Origin of the sequence: Candidatus Enterococcus courvalinii, assembly GCF_017315945.1 — a bacterium.
In the GTDB taxonomy this organism is placed as follows: domain Bacteria; phylum Bacillota; class Bacilli; order Lactobacillales; family Enterococcaceae; genus Enterococcus_B; species Enterococcus_B courvalinii.
Map to the genome: position 1 here is coordinate 228841 of NZ_JAFLWI010000016.1, position 17288 is coordinate 246128.

Here is a 17288-nt window from a genome sequence, read left to right on the forward strand (position 1 = left end):
TGAAAATGCTACGATTTTTCTGAAAATTATTCATTTCCATTCTCTAAAATAGTATGAATTTCAGCTAACGAATCAATTCGGTAAGTGGGTGTAATCTTATCACTTTCTGGTAATTGATTTTTATTGAACCAAATCGTATCAATACCCGCTTGATTCCCTCCTTGAATATCTGAAGTTAGTGAGTCACCAATGATTACAGTTTTTTCTCGATCCAGCTCTGGGATTCGATCAAACACATAATCAAAAAATTCTTTCATTGGTTTTTGCGCACCTACATCTTCAGAAACAAAAATTTTTTTGAAGTAAGGTAATAATCCAGCATCTGTTAGACGTTGATACTGTGTTTGTGAAACACCATTCGTTACAATATAAAGATTCGCTTTTTGCGCTAAAGAATGGATCAGTTCTCGGCTACCTTCTACTAAATCATGACCTTGATTCAAGTAATGACGATATCTTGCTTCCAATTGAGGGCCATCTACCGTTTGACCAAATTGTTGGAACAACAAACCAAAACGATTCCCAGTTACTTCTTCTCTTGTCATGTTTCCCTTTTCAAACTCTTGCCATAGATGATGATTCAATGCTTTATAACTCGTCTTTACTTCTGGAGTAAGCGGGATTCCTTGCTCAGCAAATAATTCATTAAGTGCACGTTCTTCTGTTTTTTGAAAGTCCAGTAAAGTATCATCTACATCAAATAATAAAGTAGTATATTTCATTTAATTTTCGTCCTCTCTCATCTAAAATAATCACTCAGTTGTCGCAGTTCAGTCAATGTCAGTGCGCGGTAAGCACCTGGTGTCAATTGTTGATCTAACGTTAAAGGTCCCATTGAGGTTCGGGTCAAAGCATTCACTTTTTTTCCTTGCGCCAAAAACATTTTCTTCACTTGATGAAATTTTCCTTCCTGAATCGTCAGCAATGCCCGACTTTCTTTTGAAGTAGCGTAACTAATTGTCAATCTCGCTGGCTGACATTTCGTCCCATCTGCAAAAATAATTCCTGAAGCAAAAGCTTGAATATCTTCTTCCCCTAATTTAGCATTTACAGTGACCTGATATGTTTTTTCTACTTTTTTATCAGGCAAAAGTAATTCATAACCCAACTGTCCATTGGATGTTAGCAATAATAATCCTGTCGTATCTCGATCTAACCTACCAACAGGATAAAGTGCTGGTTGTTGATCTGCAGATGCAATCAAGTCGATGACTGTTACCCTGTTTGAATCGCTCACAGCTGTCACAACACCACTTGGCTTATTCAAAAGATAATATACTTCATTTGTTTGCAATCGCTCGCCCGCTACTTCAATTTCATGTAATAAACTATCGACGTTCCGATTTTCTTGAAATTCGACTATGCCGTCTATCTTGACTTTTTTCGTCGTAAACAAGCGTTTCATTTCTTTTCTCGTTGTTTGTAATTCTTTCTCAATCAATTTGTCTAATCGCATACAAGTTCCTCTCTTACTAATGAGCATTATAACTTGAAATCAGTCGCTTGCAAATGAACAAACACCTTATTCCTTGACTTAACTTTTGATTCGCGCTACGGTTAATAAGTAAAGTGAATCGGATTTCTCATACACAGCGTAATGACCTGGTGGAGAAAAGTTGAATCATAACTTTCCTTAGACAGATGTACGCATCTGTCTTTTTGCGTTTTTTTAAACGCACAACCCAATAATGTGCAAGAGATTAGCCATGCAAATTCACTTAAATAAAACTTGTCTTATGACCTAAGACAATCACATTTTAAGGAGGAATTTAGGTTATGTCAGTATCATTAGAAGTAAGTAAAAGAGCAGTACGTCCCCGTTCATTAAGAAATCAATTGCGTCACGAAGGAAAGGTGCCTGCAGTGGTTTATGGCTACCAAATGGAAAGTACACCTATTTCATTTGATGGACAAACATTTAGCAAAATGTTGCGTGAAAATGGTGCTAACACAGTTATTACCATGGACGTTGATGGCAAAAAAGTGAACACTTTAGTTCATAAAGTTCAAACCAATACATTCAACAATCATTTCGAACACGTTGAATTTTTATCTGTCAACATGACAGAAGATACCGAAGTTGAAACAGAAGTTCTTCTTGTTGGAGAATCTGCCGGTGTTAAATCTGGTGGTGTATTAGCTCAAAACTTGTATACAGTAATTGTTTCAGCTACACCAGATAAATTGCCAGAACGCATCGAAGTCGATGTCACTGATTTGAACATTGGCGACTCAATTACAGTTGCTGATCTTCCTGCAAACAAAGATTACACAGTGATTACTGATGGTGAAGAACAAATTGCAGCAGTTGTTGAAGCACAAGTAGAAGAAGAAACTGAGCCAGCTGAAGCAAGTGAACCAGAAGTAATTGGCTCAACTGAAGAATAAAAGTTGGGGTTTCAAGCAATCAGCTCCGACAAGATAGTGAGCAATCACTCAAAATAGCTTTTCATATTTTTGTGTAATTTAAGCTTATTTTGAACACCACTTCAAGTAACTCACACATTTTAGAGGGGGTCGACGTCACACGTCCGACCTCCTCTACTTTTTTAAAAATCATTAAAAAAATAATCCTTTAAGACAAATTGGCTACTTATTGTTGCATTTTTAACTAATCTTTATTAGAATAAATCCTCACAAAAGCAAGTTTTTTCAATTTGTCTTATACTATTTGTAAAGGATTGAAGAAGTTAAGGAGGTTAAACAGATGTTTGAAAGTTTTGACAGCGAACGCAATCGTTATGCCTCTGTCGGTGTTGTATCGAGTATGCCCGGTGAATTGATCGACAGTATCTGGTTTATTATTGACTTAGACCTCAAGGGAGTTATTCCATTAGACAATATTCTTGCCTTTGATATTGTTAACAATCATGGAAAAGTAACTATGCACTTTTCTCAACCAGGAAGTTCTGTTGAGATGGATATTGATTTGCCATTTGCATATTCTAGTCAGTTTCCTACACAAGTTTATGCTTATGATGATGGGACAAGAGAAACGATTCTTTTACCTAGCGAAATTAAACAATACTAGGCTAAAAATAGTTTAGGTTTTAATGAAAAAAGAAAGCTGAGAACTTGGAGAAAATTCCAAGTTCTCAGCTTTTTTTATTTTCACGAATTTTTTATAGTATTTCCACAATAAAAACTCTATACTACTAACTAAATATGTTACGAATAGGAGTTGTACAGATGCGTGAATTAACCAAAGGGAATCCAGCAAAACTAATTTTTATTTTTACGATTCCCCTCTTGATTGGGAATATTTTCCAACAATTTTACAATATGGTCGACATGATCATTGTAGGCCAAACTTTAGGGAAGAATGCCTTAGCTGCCGTTGGTTCAACCGGAAGCTTAACTTTTTTGATTATCGGTTTTGCCCAAGGACTCACAGCAGGTCTAGCAATTATCACAGCTCAACGTTTCGGTGCCCAAGATTATCGTGGTCTAAAGAAAAGTTTTGCTACTAGCATCATCATTAGTCTCGTTGTTACAATCGTCTTAACCGTTCTCAGTCTCTTATTCATTCGTCCGATGCTACAGCTCATGCAAACTCCTCCAGAAATTATTGATCAAGCCCAAGCATTTATCTCAATTATCTTGATGGGGATTTTCGCATCAATGAGTTTCAATTTATTATCAAATGTTATTCGTGCTTTAGGGGACAGTCGTACACCTCTTTTTTTCCTGATTATCGCTGTTATTATCAATGTGATTTTAGATTTAGTTTTTATTATTCATTTTGGTATGGGCGTAGAAGGGGCTGGGATTGCAACAGTGATTGCGCAAGTCGCATCGAGTCTGCTTTGTTTGGTCTACATCAAGAGAAAGATTCCGCTACTTCAATTACGAAAAAAAGATTTTGTTTTCGATAAAAAAGAAATCCGTACCCATTTAAATATTTCGTTACCAATGGCCTTTCAAGCATCAATCATCGCTATTGGGGCAATCATTTTACAATCAGCTCTCAATAGTCTAGGGACAGATGTTGTGGCCGCTCAAGCTGCAGCAGGTCGAATCGATCAATTCGCCACGCAACCAATGATGTCTTTTGGAATCACGATGGCGACATTTACCGCTCAAAATTATGGTGCCAAAGAATATGGCCGTATATTAAAAGGGGTGAAACAGTGTCTCTTGATGAGTGGTGGCTTTAGTCTCGTTGCAGGAGCTGTTGTTATCATCTTTGGTCACTCTTTTGTTCACCTATTCGTAGATGCCAGCGAAACGCGTGTATTTGAGTTAGCACAGATTTATTTTACTATCAATGGTTCGCTTTACTGGATACTAGCAATTTTATTTATTTTACGCTATACGTTGCAAGGCCTCGGCCAAAGTAAGATTCCGACAATTGCTGGGATTATGGAACTTATCATGCGTTCATTCGCAGCCATTTTCCTAACCGCTTTATGGGGCTATCCTGGTGCTGCTGCCGCTTCACCTTTGGCATGGATTGGTTCCGTTGCCGTATTACTTTATTCTTATTTCAAAGCAATCAAAAAGTTACGCAAATTGGATGAGCAACAACAGTTCGAACGTACTTTGGAAGCATAAAAACAAAAAGGTTGGGACAAAATTTTGTCCCAACCTTTTTTACTCGTTTTCTTTTCGCTCTTTCAACCAAGTTTTACGTGTACGCCCAATAAATAATGGAACTGTTTCATGTTTGACTTCACTGTACTCTAAACCAAACCACGTTTCTGGCGATGTTGCATATTTTTTGATAGCGAGTTTTGCTTGCATGATTTGTCGATCCCATTTGCTTAATGATGTGACATTTGACAAAACTTCATCAATCAAAATAAATTGGAAATCCCCCACTTCTCTTCCAGGCGTGAGTGAATAACGTTGTGGTTGTTTTGGCAATCGCCCTTCCTTCATCAAGTCGTGAATGATCTGGCGAATATAGACATTGATTTCCTGCTCTACACGAAAACCAAGGAACAGTTTTACTTGAACAATGAAATCTGTATCCATCATTTCAATTTGATATTCTTTCGTGTAAGGTTCATCCGTAACTTCTACATGCACAAACCAATAAACAGCTGCACGTTTTGGTCGCTTATCTAAAATCGAATAAACAAATTGTTTTCCAATCTGGTCATCTTCCATATTAGGAACCAAAAAGACTACATTTGTTTGATAAACAGGTAAGGAAGTATCTTTTCTCAATTTTGCTAATTGAGGGATATACTCGCGAAGTGGCACATCTTCCGCCACTGACTCTCGAATAATATTTCCTCTTTCCCAAATAAACATGACTGTCAAAATAAGTAACGCGATTAAGACCGCCACAAAACCACCATGGAAAAACTTCACAATACTTGATAAAAAGAAAACTATCTCAATTGCCCCAAAGAAAAAGGTTACAAGTTGCGCCAGCCAATGACTATGTCCACTTTGAATCAAATAAAAATAGAGTAGTGCCGTCGTCATCAACATCGTAACTGTAATTGATAATCCATATGCTGCTTCCATACGATGTGACGTTCGAAAAGTAATCACGATAATTGAACAAGCCAGCCATAACATAAAGTTTACTGCTGGAATGTACATCTGACCAATGCTACTTCCGGGATACATAATTTTCAATCTTGGTAATAGTTTCAATTTGATTGCTTCAGAGACTAACGTAAACGAACCTGAAATCAATGCTTGCGAAGCGATCACCGCAGCGACTGTGGCAAATCCAACTCCAAAACCAGTTAAACTATTTGGCATCATTTGGAAAAACGGATTCAGATTTTCAATTTCTTGAATATCTGGATTTTGATAGACATTGATTAACCAAGCTGCTTGTCCAAAGTAATTCAACATCAGGCAAAGCTTAACATATGGCCAGCTCAAACGAATATTCAGCTTCCCAACATGACCTAAATCTGAATACAACGCTTCTGCCCCAGTTGTTGCTAAAAAAACATTCCCTAAAATAAATAAACCTAGCCGATTATCTGGACTAAGTAATAACTGAATTGCGTAATAAGGATTGATTGCACGTAGAACTGTCCAGTCTTGACTAAAATTTATGACCCCCATCACGCCCAAAAAAGTAAACCATAAGAACATGATTGGACCAAATGCTTTCCCAACCAATTCAGAACCAAAACGTTGGACCATAAACAAAGACAAGATGATCACTAAAGTAATGATTACAATAATTGTTTGATCATTTCCAAATCGTTCAAAAAACTGTGGGATCCCTCTCAATCCTTCGATTGCGGTTGTAACTGTCACTGCCGGTGTCAATACACCGTCAGCAAGTAATGCCGCGCCACCTATCATTGCCGGAATAATTAAATATTTCCCGCCTTTTCTCACTAAAGTATACAAGGAAAAGATACCACCTTCTCCATGGTTATCCGCATTTAGTGCAATCACAACATATTTAATCGTTGTTAATAAAGTCAATGTCCAAAAAATTAGCGAAACTGCCCCAATGACAAAGTCAGGATTGATTCCCTGCAGTCCCCCGTTATCACCCACAATTGCCTTCATTACATATAATGGGCTAGTTCCGATGTCACCATAAACTACACCCATTGCTACCAAAAGACCTGCAGCTGACAATTTTTTGACATTCTTTTTTGTTGTCAACTTTTCTCCCTCATTTCTGTCCCCAATTAGCATTTAGAAAACAAAATAAAAAGATTCAAGCAACAGCCAAAACAACTATCACTTGAATCTGATAAAAAGCATCAAACCAGCGATATCTTTGCTCCGCTAGCAACCTAAAATCATTATTTTTATCGTTTATTTCCTAAACTTCCTCTCATTATCTTAGGAAACCTTCTATGTGTCAACCACTTTTAGTAAGTGATTCAACTGCGAAATAAGCGCTCAATAATAAAGTAATAAATGACTAGGCACAAGATTGCGCCAAGCAAAGCTGGAATCAAATAAACGTCTACAACTACTGGACCAAATTCACCCAAAATCAATTCACCTAACCAGCTACCCAGAGCACCAACGACAACATTTCCTGTACAGCCACCAGGAACATCTTTTCCCAAAATGGCTCCAGCTATCATTCCTAATATAGCACCAATAACGAGCGCACCCAAAAAGCTTAACATGTCGCGTCCTCCTCCAGTCTTTCTATAAATGATTTTACGCTTATTCAGTCTGTCTTACCAATGGATAACCTTTTTTGAGTGGAAATTTCGCAAGCTATTTCTTTTTCTCACAAAAAAAGCTGAAAGCAAAAACATTTAGAATGTCTTGCTTTCAGCTTTTAACGAATCAATTTTTATTTTGTTTCTTTTGAAGCATCATCATCGTTCAATAAAACTTTTCTCGATAAGTTTACACGACCTTGCTTGTCGATTTCTGTTACTTTTACAAGAACTTCGTCACCAAGTTTAACGACATCTTCAACATTGTTGACACGTTCGTTTGCTAATTGAGAAATATGAACTAAGCCATCTTTTCCTTTAATTAGGTTAACGAATGCACCAAATTTTTCGATTCGGACAACTTTACCTAAGTAAACTTCGCCAACTTTCACTTCTTTTGTAAGATCTTCGATGATCTTGATTGCTTTTTTGATCATTTCTGAATCAGCAGAGGCAATGCTTACTTTACCATCTTGATCAATATCAATTTTAACACCTGTTTCTTCGATGATTCCGTTAATCGTGTCGCCGCCTTTACCAATCACATCTTTGATCTTAGAAGGTTCGATTTGGATCATTTCAATTTTCGGTGCGTATTGGCTTAATTCTTCACGTGGTGCAGCAATCGTTGAAGTCAATTCTTCTAAGATTTCCATACGCGCTTGTTTTGCTTGAGCCAATGCTTCTTTTAGGATTTGTTCAGTGATCCCTTGGATTTTGATATCCATTTGTAAAGCAGTGATTCCATCTTTTGTTCCAGCAACTTTAAAGTCCATGTCGCCAAGGTGATCTTCTAGCCCTTGGATATCTGTTAAGATTGTGTAGTTTTCACCATCAGAAACAAGTCCCATGGCAATACCAGCAACTGGTGCTTTAATTGGAACACCTGCATCCATCAATGCTAATGTACCTGCACAAATACTTGCTTGAGAAGAAGAACCATTTGATTCTAAAACTTCTGCTACTAAACGAATTGTGTAAGGAAAGTCTTCCTCAGCAGGAATAACTTGTGCTAATGCACGTTCACCTAAAGCACCATGTCCAATTTCGCGACGGCCTGGTGAGCCTGCACGACCAGTTGAACCAACAGAAAATTGTGGGAAATTATAATGATGAATAAATCGTTTGCTCACTTCAACCCCTAGGCCATCGATAATTTGATGTTCTCCTAATGGTGCCAGTGTACAAGCAGATAAGGCTTGTGTTTGTCCACGAGTAAATAAACCTGAACCATGAACACGTGGTAATAAGCCAACTTCTGAAGCAAGTGGACGAATTTCATCTAATTTACGGCCATCCGGACGAATTTTGTCAATCGTGATCAATTCACGAACAACATCTTTTTCTAAGTCTTCCGTAATTTGTTTCACTTCTTTAGCTAAATGAGCTTCATCTTCATGATCCGCAAATTTTTCAGCGTATGCTTCACGAATATTGATTTTTACTTGTTCGATATTGTCTTCACGCGCAAGTTTTTCTTCCGTCATTACGGCAGTTTTCATTGTTTCATATGAAGCAGCAAAAATTTCTTTTTTAAGATCTGCGTCTACTTGCAATAAAGTAACTTCCATTTTTTCTTTGCCGACAGCTTGAACAATTTCTTCTTGGAAAGCAACTAATTCTTTGATTGCATCAAAACCAAAAAGCAATGCCCCAAGCATGTCTTCTTCAGAAACTTCTTTAGCGCCACTTTCAACCATGTTAATAGCTTGTTTTGTTCCTGCTACAGAAAGCTCGATATCTGTTAGTTCTGCTTGTTCAACAGTTGGATTCAAGACATACTCGCCATTTACACGACCCACTTCAACCCCTGCAATTGGGCCATCAAAAGGAATATCAGAAATAGATAACGCTAAAGATGAACCTAGCATTGCAGCCATTGCTGGTGAACAATCTGTCTCAACACTCATTACGATGTTTGTCACTTGAACTTCATTACGGAAGCCTTCCGCAAACATTGGACGGATTGGGCGGTCAATCAAGCGTGCAGTCAATGTTGCTTCTGTACTTGGACGACCTTCGCGTTTGATGAACCCACCTGGGATTTTACCAGCCGCATACATTTTTTCTTCATAGTTGATTGTTAATGGAAAGAAGTCTGTATCTTTTGCTTCTTTAGAGGCAACTGCCGCACTTAATACCACAGTGTCGCCATAGCGAACTAAAACAGCTCCATTTGCTTGTTTTGCTAATTGACCGACTTCTACTTCTAAGGGACGGCCTCCCCATGTCATTTTAAATACTTGTTTTTCTGACATAACTTCTCCTTTTCCTTTTCGTGAAAGCAAGACGCTACTAAACAAATGAAAACCGCCAATCTTTTATGGCCAGTTAGCAACTTTCATTTGGTTAGTAGGAGTCCATCATGCTTGATCACAGATTCTTTGGTTTCACAGTAAAAAAAGTGAGATTCATGTGAACCTCACTCTCTTTAAATTAAATTAACGACGTAGACCTAGACGTTGGATTAATTCGCGGTAACGTTGAACGTCAGTTTTACGTAAGTAAGCTAACAAGTTACGACGGTGACCAACTTTTTTCATCAAGCCACGGTATGAATGGTGATCTTTTTTGTGAACACGTGCATGTTCATTCAAGTGATTGATTTCTTCAGTTAATACAGCGATTTGTACTTCTGGAGAACCAGTATCTCCTTCATGGCGTGCATAGTCTTTAATGATTTCGTTTTTACGTTCTTTTGAAATTGCCATTGTTTCCACCTCTTTCGAATATTTCCCTGTGACTGAGTAAAACGTTGGTGATTCGCTTAACCAAGTGACAGGACGCGTGCTTAAACACACAGCTATACTTTACCTGAAATGATGCTATAAATCAAGTAAAGAATCATTAAGAAAGAATAGTTTTCAAACAATCTAACTACTACTTTTTTTATTTTATGTTACACTATAGTGCGAAAAGTGACTTGTCTTATTCAAGTCTTAGATGAAAGGAGTCATTTTCCATGATTACAATGGATGATATTATTCGTGAAGGCAATCCAACTTTACGTGAAGTAGCAAGCGAAGTTTCACTTCCACTTAGTGAGGAAGATATCGCATTAGGAAAAGAAATGATCGAATTTCTAAAAAACAGCCAAGATCCTGTTAAAGCGGAAGAATTAAACTTACGTGGAGGTGTCGGTCTAGCTGCACCTCAATTAGACATTTCAAAACGGATCATTGCCGTTCATGTACCTAGTGCAGATCCAGAAGTGACAGAACCCACTTTAAGTACAGTGATGTATAATCCAAAAATTTTAAGCCACTCTGTTCAAGACGCTTGTCTTGGTGAAGGTGAAGGATGCTTATCTGTCGATCGTGAAGTTCCAGGTTATGTCGTTCGTCATGCAAAAGTAACGATTTCTTATTATGACGCCGATGGACAAAAACAAAAAATTCGTTTAAAAAACTACGAAGCGATTGTTGTTCAACACGAAATCGATCACATCAATGGGGTTATGTTCTATGACCACATCAATGAAGCTAACCCATTTTCGCTTAAAGAAGGCGTGCTTGTCATCGATTAAGGTAATTGATTTTAATTAGCACTTCTTGCTTCAACAGAAAAATGTATCGTCGAAAAATAAACTCGCCCCCTTCTTATTGGTTGACGAGTTTATTTTTTTGTTTTTATTCTCAGAAAGAACAAGCTTTTCTATCCTAATGTTACTTGTTTTCTTACATATAAGCCGTTCAGCATAAATAAAATAAAAAATATGAAACTTTTTAACAACCTAATTCGTCTATATAAGTAGATGAGAAAGGAGGGTGCCCCAGACAAATGGTTTTCGATGGTTGGAAAAGAAGAAAATATATAAAAGCGTTAGAAGAACTGGCAGACACACAGTATGAAAAAATGTATCGTCTAGCTTTTAACTATTCCCATTCAAAGGAAGATGCACTAGATATCATCCAAGAAAGTTTTGAAAAAGCATTGAAAGCTATTCAGAAGAAAAATTTTCATGAAATCGAAGAGTTTAATGCTTGGTTTTTTCGAATCCTTATTTCTGTTTCTATTGATTTTTGGCGAAAAAACAAACGCGAAGCCGAACATCTCGATCAAAGTGAACAGTCATGGTCTTTCTTGAATGACTCGCAACACAGTTATCTCGAAATAGAAGAAATCATCAACCAGATCAGCAGCCCTAATCGTGAGATCATCCTATTAAAATTTTTTGAAGGTTTTACCCTCAAAGAGATTTCTGTCATTTTATCGCTGAATGAGAACACGATCAAAACAAAACTATACCGAAGCTTGAATGAATTAAGAAGCAAACTAGAATAATCAAAGGAGAAGATTTCCATGAAAGACTTTGTAAAAACGGTAATCAGAAATTTTTCAAAGCAATATCGTCAGCAAACATTGCCAGAAGACTTACACAAACAAGTGACTAATCTCTTTTATAAAGAAAAGAAAAAATATTCTTGGAGACGTTTTCGAAATCATACCGTTCAAAGTGCTTTGGCACTCGCATTAACATTTATATTAGCTGTTAATTTATTTCCTGGCGTTGGTGAAGCTGCTAGTGTCCTTCCTGGTTTCGATAAGTTAGTGCAATTGGTTACGTTGCAAACTTTAACAGCCAAAAAAGAAGATAGCCAGATAGCGATTGATGTACCAAAAATCGAAACAGCTACACCAACAGAAGTTGCTAATACCTTAAACAAAAAATACCTAAAAGAAGCGCAAGCTGAATTTCAACAAGTCAAAAAACAATTCTTTGATGGCTCGCGTGTTTCTGTTACTGGAGATTTTGAAAAAGTTGTGGATGACTCGCGTTTTTTAGTAGTCAAACGAACTTTGACTCAGATTCAAGGAAGTTCTGCCACAACGACCCAATACGATACGATTGATAAAAAGTTGAATGTCGTGGTATCTTTACCACTAATTTTTAAAAATGAAGATTACCTGTCTATCATCAGCGAGGAAATCAAACAACAAATGAATGAACAGATGCAAGCTGATCCGAATCAAATTTATTGGTCTAAAGCAGCTGACCAACCAACTGATGTCCAACCATTCAATCAAATCAAGCCGAATCAAACGTTCTATATCAATGCCAAGCATCAATTGACTATTACTTTTGCCCAAGGAAAAGTAGCACCATATTATATGGGAACACCTGAATTCGTGATTCCAACCAAAATCATCCAACAACAATTGGCTTCACCTAATTATTTAAGTTAAACAATGACTAAAAAGTTCGCTTAAAAAACCGACTGAACAGTTGATTTTCCAAGCGAACTTTTTTCATTTTTTTAGTCTTCATAAAGGATATGTGCAGCTGACAATGCACGTTTGATTTTTTTTAAAGTAGCTTCATCAGGATAGCGAATGGTGTGTAGGTGGATGCCTGAGGTCAATTCTGATAGCAATGTTGCCTGGCTTTTTTCATAACGTTTCATAAAGGAAGCTATGTCTTGTTTCGTTTTTAAGTGCAACATGCCCACAAGTTCACCATACAGCGGATGCTCTACAATAACATCAACTACTTCTCCCCCGTGTTCAATGATAATTCGTAACTCTTCTTCCGTTTGTTGACGTTCATGTTGAACAGCAATCTTACTAACAAAACCTGTATTTGTTTCATTTGATTCCAAAATGTATCCACGTGCTGTTGCAACTACTTCTTCTCCTGCTGCGCGAAGCAAGGCAATGTCCCCTACGACGATTTGACGGCTGACACCAAATTTTTTAGCAAACTTGCTTGCACTAACTGGTTTTTCTGCACTTGCTAATGTCTGCATGATTTGTTGTCGACGTAGTTCTCCTTCCACCATTTTTACTCCTCCTCACGTAATTTTGCTTGATATTCGCGCGATTGTTTCATTAAATCGTTATACATAGCTAACGTTGTTTCTTCATAATCTGGATTCTTCACCCATTTTTTTACTTTTGCTAAAACTTCTCGTTCACGTTTCTCATCTAAAATCGCTTGATGAGTTTCTTGTTTCAACTGACTGATTTCGGTAACTACATCCAACCGTTTTTCTAACAACTCAATTAATTTTTGGTCGATAACATCCACTTGTTCGCGTAAATTTGCTAATGATGGCGCAGCTTTTTCCATACTAAGTGTTTTGATTACTCGTGCAGGATTTCCCGCAATGACAACATCATCTGGAAAAGATTTCGTCACAACTGAACCAGCACCAACAACAACATTGTTTCCCAAAGTAACACCAGGTGTAACAATGACTCCTCCACCCAACCATACGTTGTTTCCAATTTTGATTGGTTTTGCATACTCTAAACCACTATTTCTTTTCACTGGATGTAGCGGATGCGTTGCCGTATACAATTGAACATTCGGCGCGAACATACAATTATCACCAATTTCAATGGTACTTACATCCAAAAACGTATTATTAAAATTGGCATAAAAGTTCTCTCCAACAAAAATATTGTATCCATAATCAAAATTGATTGCTGGTTCGACATAGATGTTTTCGCCCGTTTTACCAAAAGTCTCCTTGACTAATTGTGAGCGAATCGCTGAATCCTCTGATTGGTTGATCAATTTTGCCTGTTCTCGTGCAAAATTTCGATCTGCCACTAATTCAGGATCACCTGCAAAATAAAGTTCACCTGCAATCATTTTTTCTTTTTCTGTTTTAAACTCTGTCATTATTGATCCTCATTTCATGAATTTTTTGAAATACTTTTGCGCCATCTTTTTGAATAAATGAATGTTCCATTGAAAGTAAAATGGGCGTTTGATTGATAACGATTATCTTAGAATCTTTTTCCTTGTACTCTATCAGATCACAAAAAGGATGTACTTGAAAACTTGTTCCCACAATAACAACGACATCAGCTTGTTCTACTGCGGAAACTGCTGCTTCAATCGTTGATTGTTGGAATCCTTCACCATATAAAACGATATTTGGTCGAACTTGTCCACCGCATGCTTGGTGTCTGTCACTTTCTAAATAAGTTTGCCATGCCACGGCCCCGCCACACTTTCGACAATGACAATGATACAGACTCCCATGAAAATTAACTAATTGCTTGCTTCCTGCTCGCTCATGTAACCCATCAATATTTTGTGATACAACAGCAACTTGCTTACTTGTTGCTAATTGTGCTATTTCCAAGTGAATGATATTAGGTTCTGCCTGAGGATGATATAGTTTTTTTACAAAAGAATAAAATTTTTCTGGTTCGTGTTCCATCGCTTGAGTACTTAATAAATATTCTGGCTGTTCCAATCCTGCATAGACACCTTTTAACGAACGATAGTCTGGAACTCCCGAAGGTGTCGAAACCCCTGCTCCTGTTAAAAAAGTTACTGAATGACTGGTTAAAATCTCTTGCGCTATTTCCCCAATTTTTTGTTCACTCATCTTCCTCACCTCTCCTCTATTATACCGATTTCAACAAAAAAGAAAGTAAGAGAAAAAAATTATTAAAAATTTGATTGAATATCTATACCACCAAGCGAAATTTTGTGTTTTTCATAGACATGCACTTCATTTGCCAAAATGTACGCGTCTTTCGTTTACGATTTGCGACACTTTATCTATCATTTATGCTTGGTAAACAATCAAAATTTAGCAGAAAAATACACTTAAAAAGTAAAACGATTCCATTCATTGCGAATTTTATCACAATGACGACTGACAAAGAAATGAAAACGTGCTACAATACAGGCTGTATAAAAGAGAGGTGAATCAATATGGTACCATTTTTCATTTACTGGGGCGTTATTTTAGCATGCATCGCTTGGCTAGCCTTAAGTGTCTTTTTCTCTATCTTCTATTTCGTACGTAAAGAAAACGGCAATCTTTGGGCATTCGCGTTATTTAACGTTATTGCTGCAATTGTTTTAGCTATCACATTAGCCGTTTACCGCACATGGGGTTGGGGGATCACACAGTATTCTAGCCTAATTTATCTAGTCTTAGCAATTTATGGTGTAACAGTTATTTTACAAGCAATCTTAGGTCGCGAACCAAAAGCCGCAGCCTAACAATTGATAAACGATCAATCTAGTTTGACTAACTACAGCAATTTTCGTTTTTTTGATGATTGCCGTAGTTTCTTTTTTGCTTTTCAGCATTCACTCATTGCATAATTATTCTCTTTTTTCGCCACATTCCTTTTTCCTTCTTTTCATAAACTATTTAAATTTATCCAAGATTTTCTATATTTATCAACAATTTTCAGAAAAATAATGGGAATTGATTGACAAAGCCTTCAGAATAACGTAAACTTCTTTTTGTATAAATAACTGAATACGGGATTACCTCAATCAATGAGGTAGAGGTCGCGAGAATCATTACCCCTGCGGAGTGAAGCAAACACGTTGAAACAGGACTAGGGAGGATCGCCGAAATGTACTCTTTTTTGCTTAAAGTTTACGTTGGGACGCAAGTTAACAGCTTGCGGACTGTCTTAGCAGTGATGCTAAGTTGCGCTATGGTTTGTGAGGGGTTTATCGACCGATAATTTTAACGACCATTTTGTATTTACAAGTTTGATGGTCGTTTTTTTTTAGATAAGCAGCTGCAACTCATTGTTCAATCGGACCGCTCGTTCAAGATGTATCAGAAAGAAGAGGAGAAAGAACATGAATAAAAATTTTGTTTCAGTTACCGTATTATTTGCATTTATCTTTTCATTATTTAGCGTAAGCACAGCTGGTTTTGCCGACGAAAAAACACCAGACAACGAATTTCGCGTAGGAATGGAGGCAGGTTACGCGCCATTCAACTGGTCTCAGCAAACAGACAAGAACAATGCACTGCCAATCGATGGACAAAAAAGTTATGCCGGTGGTTATGATGTTCAAATCGCCAAAAAAGTTGCTGACGGCTTAGGCAAAAACTTGGTTATCGTACAAACAAAATGGGATGGTCTAGCCCCTGCCCTACAATCAGGAAAAATTGATGCAATCATCGCAGGGATGAGCCCAACTGCGGAAAGAAAAAAAGAAATTGATTTTACAGATCCTTACTATGAATCTCAATTAGTTGTTGTAGTTAAAAAAGACGGTGACTTTGCGAATGCAAAAAAATTAGCTGACTTAGAAAATGCAAAAATCACTGCACAACTAAATACGTTCCATTATAGTGTCATCGATCAAATTCCAAATGTTCAAAAGCAACAAGCCATGGATAATTTCTCTGCTATGAGAACTGCCTTAGCTTCTGGAATGATTGATGGTTATGTCAGCGAACGTCCTGAAGGCGTTACAGCTACTAGCGTGAATAAAGACTTAAAAATGTTAGAATTCACAGGTGAAAATGGTTTTGAGACAAATGCTGAAGATGTTCAAATTGCTATCGGGATGCGTAAAAGTGATGGGGATATTCAAAAAGTCAATGAGATTCTTTCAGGCATCTCACAAGATGATCGTACAGCATTGATGGACCAAGCAATCAAAGACCAACCTGCTTCGAGTGATGATGAAGAACAATCGGGCATCTTCACAGACTTTAAAAACATTTGGAATCAATATGGAGAGATGTTTCTTCGTGGTGCAGGTCTTACGTTATTCATCGCATTGATCGGTACAGTAGTAGGTACAACTCTTGGCTTACTCATTGGTGTTTTCCGTACCATTCCAGAATCAGACAATAAAGTGACCCGCTTCTTCCAAAAAATCGCTAACGGCTTACTTTCGATTTATATTGAAATTTTCCGTGGTACACCAATGATGGTACAAGCAATGGTTATCTTTTATGGATTGGCCTTAGCATTTGGTATTTCATTGAATCGGACAATTGCTGCATTATTTATTGTTTCGATCAACACAGGTGCTTATATGACAGAAATCGTTCGTGGTGGTATTTTTGCAGTAGATGAAGGACAATTTGAAGCCGCACAAGCCATTGGGATGACACATGGACAAACGATGCGTAAAGTTGTGATCCCTCAAGTCCTACGAAATATCTTGCCAGCAACAGGTAATGAATTTGTAATCAACATTAAAGATACAGCTGTATTGAGTGTAATTGGTGTAGCAGACTTGTTCTTCCAAGGGAATTCTGCTTCCGGGGCAAACTTCCAATTCTTCCAAACCTTTACGATTGTAGGGATTATTTATTTAGTTATGACCTTTACAATTACGAGAATCTTGCGTTTTGTTGAAAAGAAAATCGATGGCCCTTCAGCTTACACAAAAATTGAGGAAGTCGAAAATTCAAACTTGCAAGAATAAGGAGGAAGAAA

Annotated in this window: 17 protein-coding genes and 1 riboswitch; of the genes, 8 read left to right on the top strand and 9 right to left on the bottom strand. The window is 37.3% G+C overall.

Features of this window, described 5'->3' with window-relative positions; all coding sequences use genetic code 11:
* Positions 1–26 precede the first annotated feature (26 nt).
* A complete protein-coding gene (locus JZO71_RS10770) occupies positions 27–722 on the bottom strand; it encodes a YjjG family noncanonical pyrimidine nucleotidase (protein ID WP_206899491.1) in 696 nt (231 codons plus the stop codon).
* Positions 723–739: 17 nt separating this feature from the next.
* A complete protein-coding gene (locus tag JZO71_RS10775; RefSeq protein ID WP_206899492.1) occupies positions 740–1456 on the bottom strand; it encodes a 16S rRNA pseudouridine(516) synthase in 717 nt (238 codons plus the stop codon).
* Positions 1457–1776: 320 nt separating this feature from the next.
* Between JZO71_RS10775 and JZO71_RS10780 the strand changes: the two genes are divergently transcribed.
* The 3 genes from JZO71_RS10780 (at position 1777) to JZO71_RS10790 (ending at position 4554) form a co-directional block, all read left to right on the top strand.
* Entirely contained in the window at positions 1777–2388 is a 612-nt protein-coding gene (locus JZO71_RS10780; RefSeq protein ID WP_206899493.1) for a 50S ribosomal protein L25/general stress protein Ctc, read from the top strand.
* A 319-nt stretch (positions 2389–2707) separates the two neighbouring features.
* Positions 2708–3031, top strand: coding sequence for a DUF960 domain-containing protein (locus tag JZO71_RS10785; protein WP_067483392.1), 324 nt, complete (start codon positions 2708–2710; stop codon positions 3029–3031).
* A gap of 158 nt (positions 3032–3189) precedes the next feature.
* A complete protein-coding gene (locus JZO71_RS10790) occupies positions 3190–4554 on the top strand; it encodes an MATE family efflux transporter (protein ID WP_206899494.1) in 1365 nt (454 codons plus the stop codon).
* Positions 4555–4593: 39 nt separating this feature from the next.
* Here JZO71_RS10790 and JZO71_RS10795 read toward each other — a convergent pair whose 3' ends face one another.
* The 4 genes from JZO71_RS10795 to rpsO all read right to left on the bottom strand — a co-directional run bounded on the left by JZO71_RS10795 (position 4594) and on the right by rpsO (position 9823).
* Positions 4594–6594, bottom strand: a complete 2001-nt coding sequence (locus JZO71_RS10795) for a KUP/HAK/KT family potassium transporter (RefSeq protein WP_488349796.1) — start codon at positions 6592–6594, stop codon at positions 4594–4596.
* Between the two features lie 224 nt (positions 6595–6818).
* Entirely contained in the window at positions 6819–7073 is a 255-nt protein-coding gene (locus JZO71_RS10800) for a GlsB/YeaQ/YmgE family stress response membrane protein (protein WP_206899496.1), read from the bottom strand.
* Positions 7074–7246: 173 nt separating this feature from the next.
* Positions 7247–9370 (bottom strand): polyribonucleotide nucleotidyltransferase, encoded by a 2124-nt coding sequence (pnp, locus tag JZO71_RS10805; RefSeq protein WP_206899497.1) that lies wholly within the window; start codon positions 9368–9370, stop codon positions 7247–7249.
* Positions 9371–9553: 183 nt separating this feature from the next.
* A complete protein-coding gene (gene rpsO, locus JZO71_RS10810; RefSeq protein ID WP_010734375.1) occupies positions 9554–9823 on the bottom strand; it encodes a 30S ribosomal protein S15 in 270 nt (89 codons plus the stop codon).
* 251 nt (positions 9824–10074) lie between these two features.
* Here rpsO and def point away from each other — a divergent pair, with 251 nt between their 5' ends.
* From def to rsiV, 3 genes are all read left to right on the top strand, one after another.
* Positions 10075–10638 carry a peptide deformylase gene (gene def, locus JZO71_RS10815; RefSeq protein WP_206899498.1) on the top strand — a complete coding sequence of 188 codons (564 nt, stop codon included), beginning with the start codon at positions 10075–10077 and terminating at the stop codon, positions 10636–10638.
* A gap of 254 nt (positions 10639–10892) precedes the next feature.
* A complete protein-coding gene (locus tag JZO71_RS10820) occupies positions 10893–11396 on the top strand; it encodes an RNA polymerase sigma factor (RefSeq protein WP_206899499.1) in 504 nt (167 codons plus the stop codon).
* Between the two features lie 18 nt (positions 11397–11414).
* Positions 11415–12299, top strand: coding sequence for an anti-sigma-V factor RsiV (gene rsiV, locus JZO71_RS10825; RefSeq protein ID WP_206899500.1), 885 nt, complete (start codon positions 11415–11417; stop codon positions 12297–12299).
* A 71-nt stretch (positions 12300–12370) separates the two neighbouring features.
* Here the strand turns inward: rsiV and JZO71_RS10830 are convergent, their stop codons facing one another.
* The 3 genes from JZO71_RS10830 to JZO71_RS10840 are packed head-to-tail and all read right to left on the bottom strand — an operon-like array spanning position 12371 to position 14458.
* Positions 12371–12892, bottom strand: a complete 522-nt coding sequence (locus JZO71_RS10830) for a transcription repressor NadR (RefSeq protein ID WP_206899501.1) — start codon at positions 12890–12892, stop codon at positions 12371–12373.
* A gap of 2 nt (positions 12893–12894) precedes the next feature.
* Positions 12895–13740 (bottom strand): chorismate mutase, encoded by an 846-nt coding sequence (locus JZO71_RS10835; RefSeq protein WP_206899502.1) that lies wholly within the window; start codon positions 13738–13740, stop codon positions 12895–12897.
* On the bottom strand, positions 13727–14458 hold the full coding sequence (locus JZO71_RS10840) for an NAD-dependent protein deacylase (RefSeq protein ID WP_206899503.1): 732 nt from the start codon (positions 14456–14458) through the stop codon (positions 13727–13729). Before JZO71_RS10840 ends, JZO71_RS10835 begins: the two co-directional genes overlap by 14 nt.
* A 332-nt stretch (positions 14459–14790) precedes the next feature.
* Between JZO71_RS10840 and JZO71_RS10845 the strand changes: the two genes are divergently transcribed.
* Positions 14791–15084, top strand: a complete 294-nt coding sequence (locus JZO71_RS10845; protein WP_067483415.1) for a hypothetical protein — start codon at positions 14791–14793, stop codon at positions 15082–15084.
* A 283-nt stretch (positions 15085–15367) separates the two neighbouring features.
* Positions 15368–15542, top strand: a riboswitch (Lysine riboswitch).
* Between the two features lie 142 nt (positions 15543–15684).
* Positions 15685–17277 carry an ABC transporter permease subunit gene (locus tag JZO71_RS10850; protein ID WP_206899504.1) on the top strand — a complete coding sequence of 531 codons (1593 nt, stop codon included), beginning with the start codon at positions 15685–15687 and terminating at the stop codon, positions 17275–17277.
* Positions 17278–17288 lie beyond the last annotated feature (11 nt).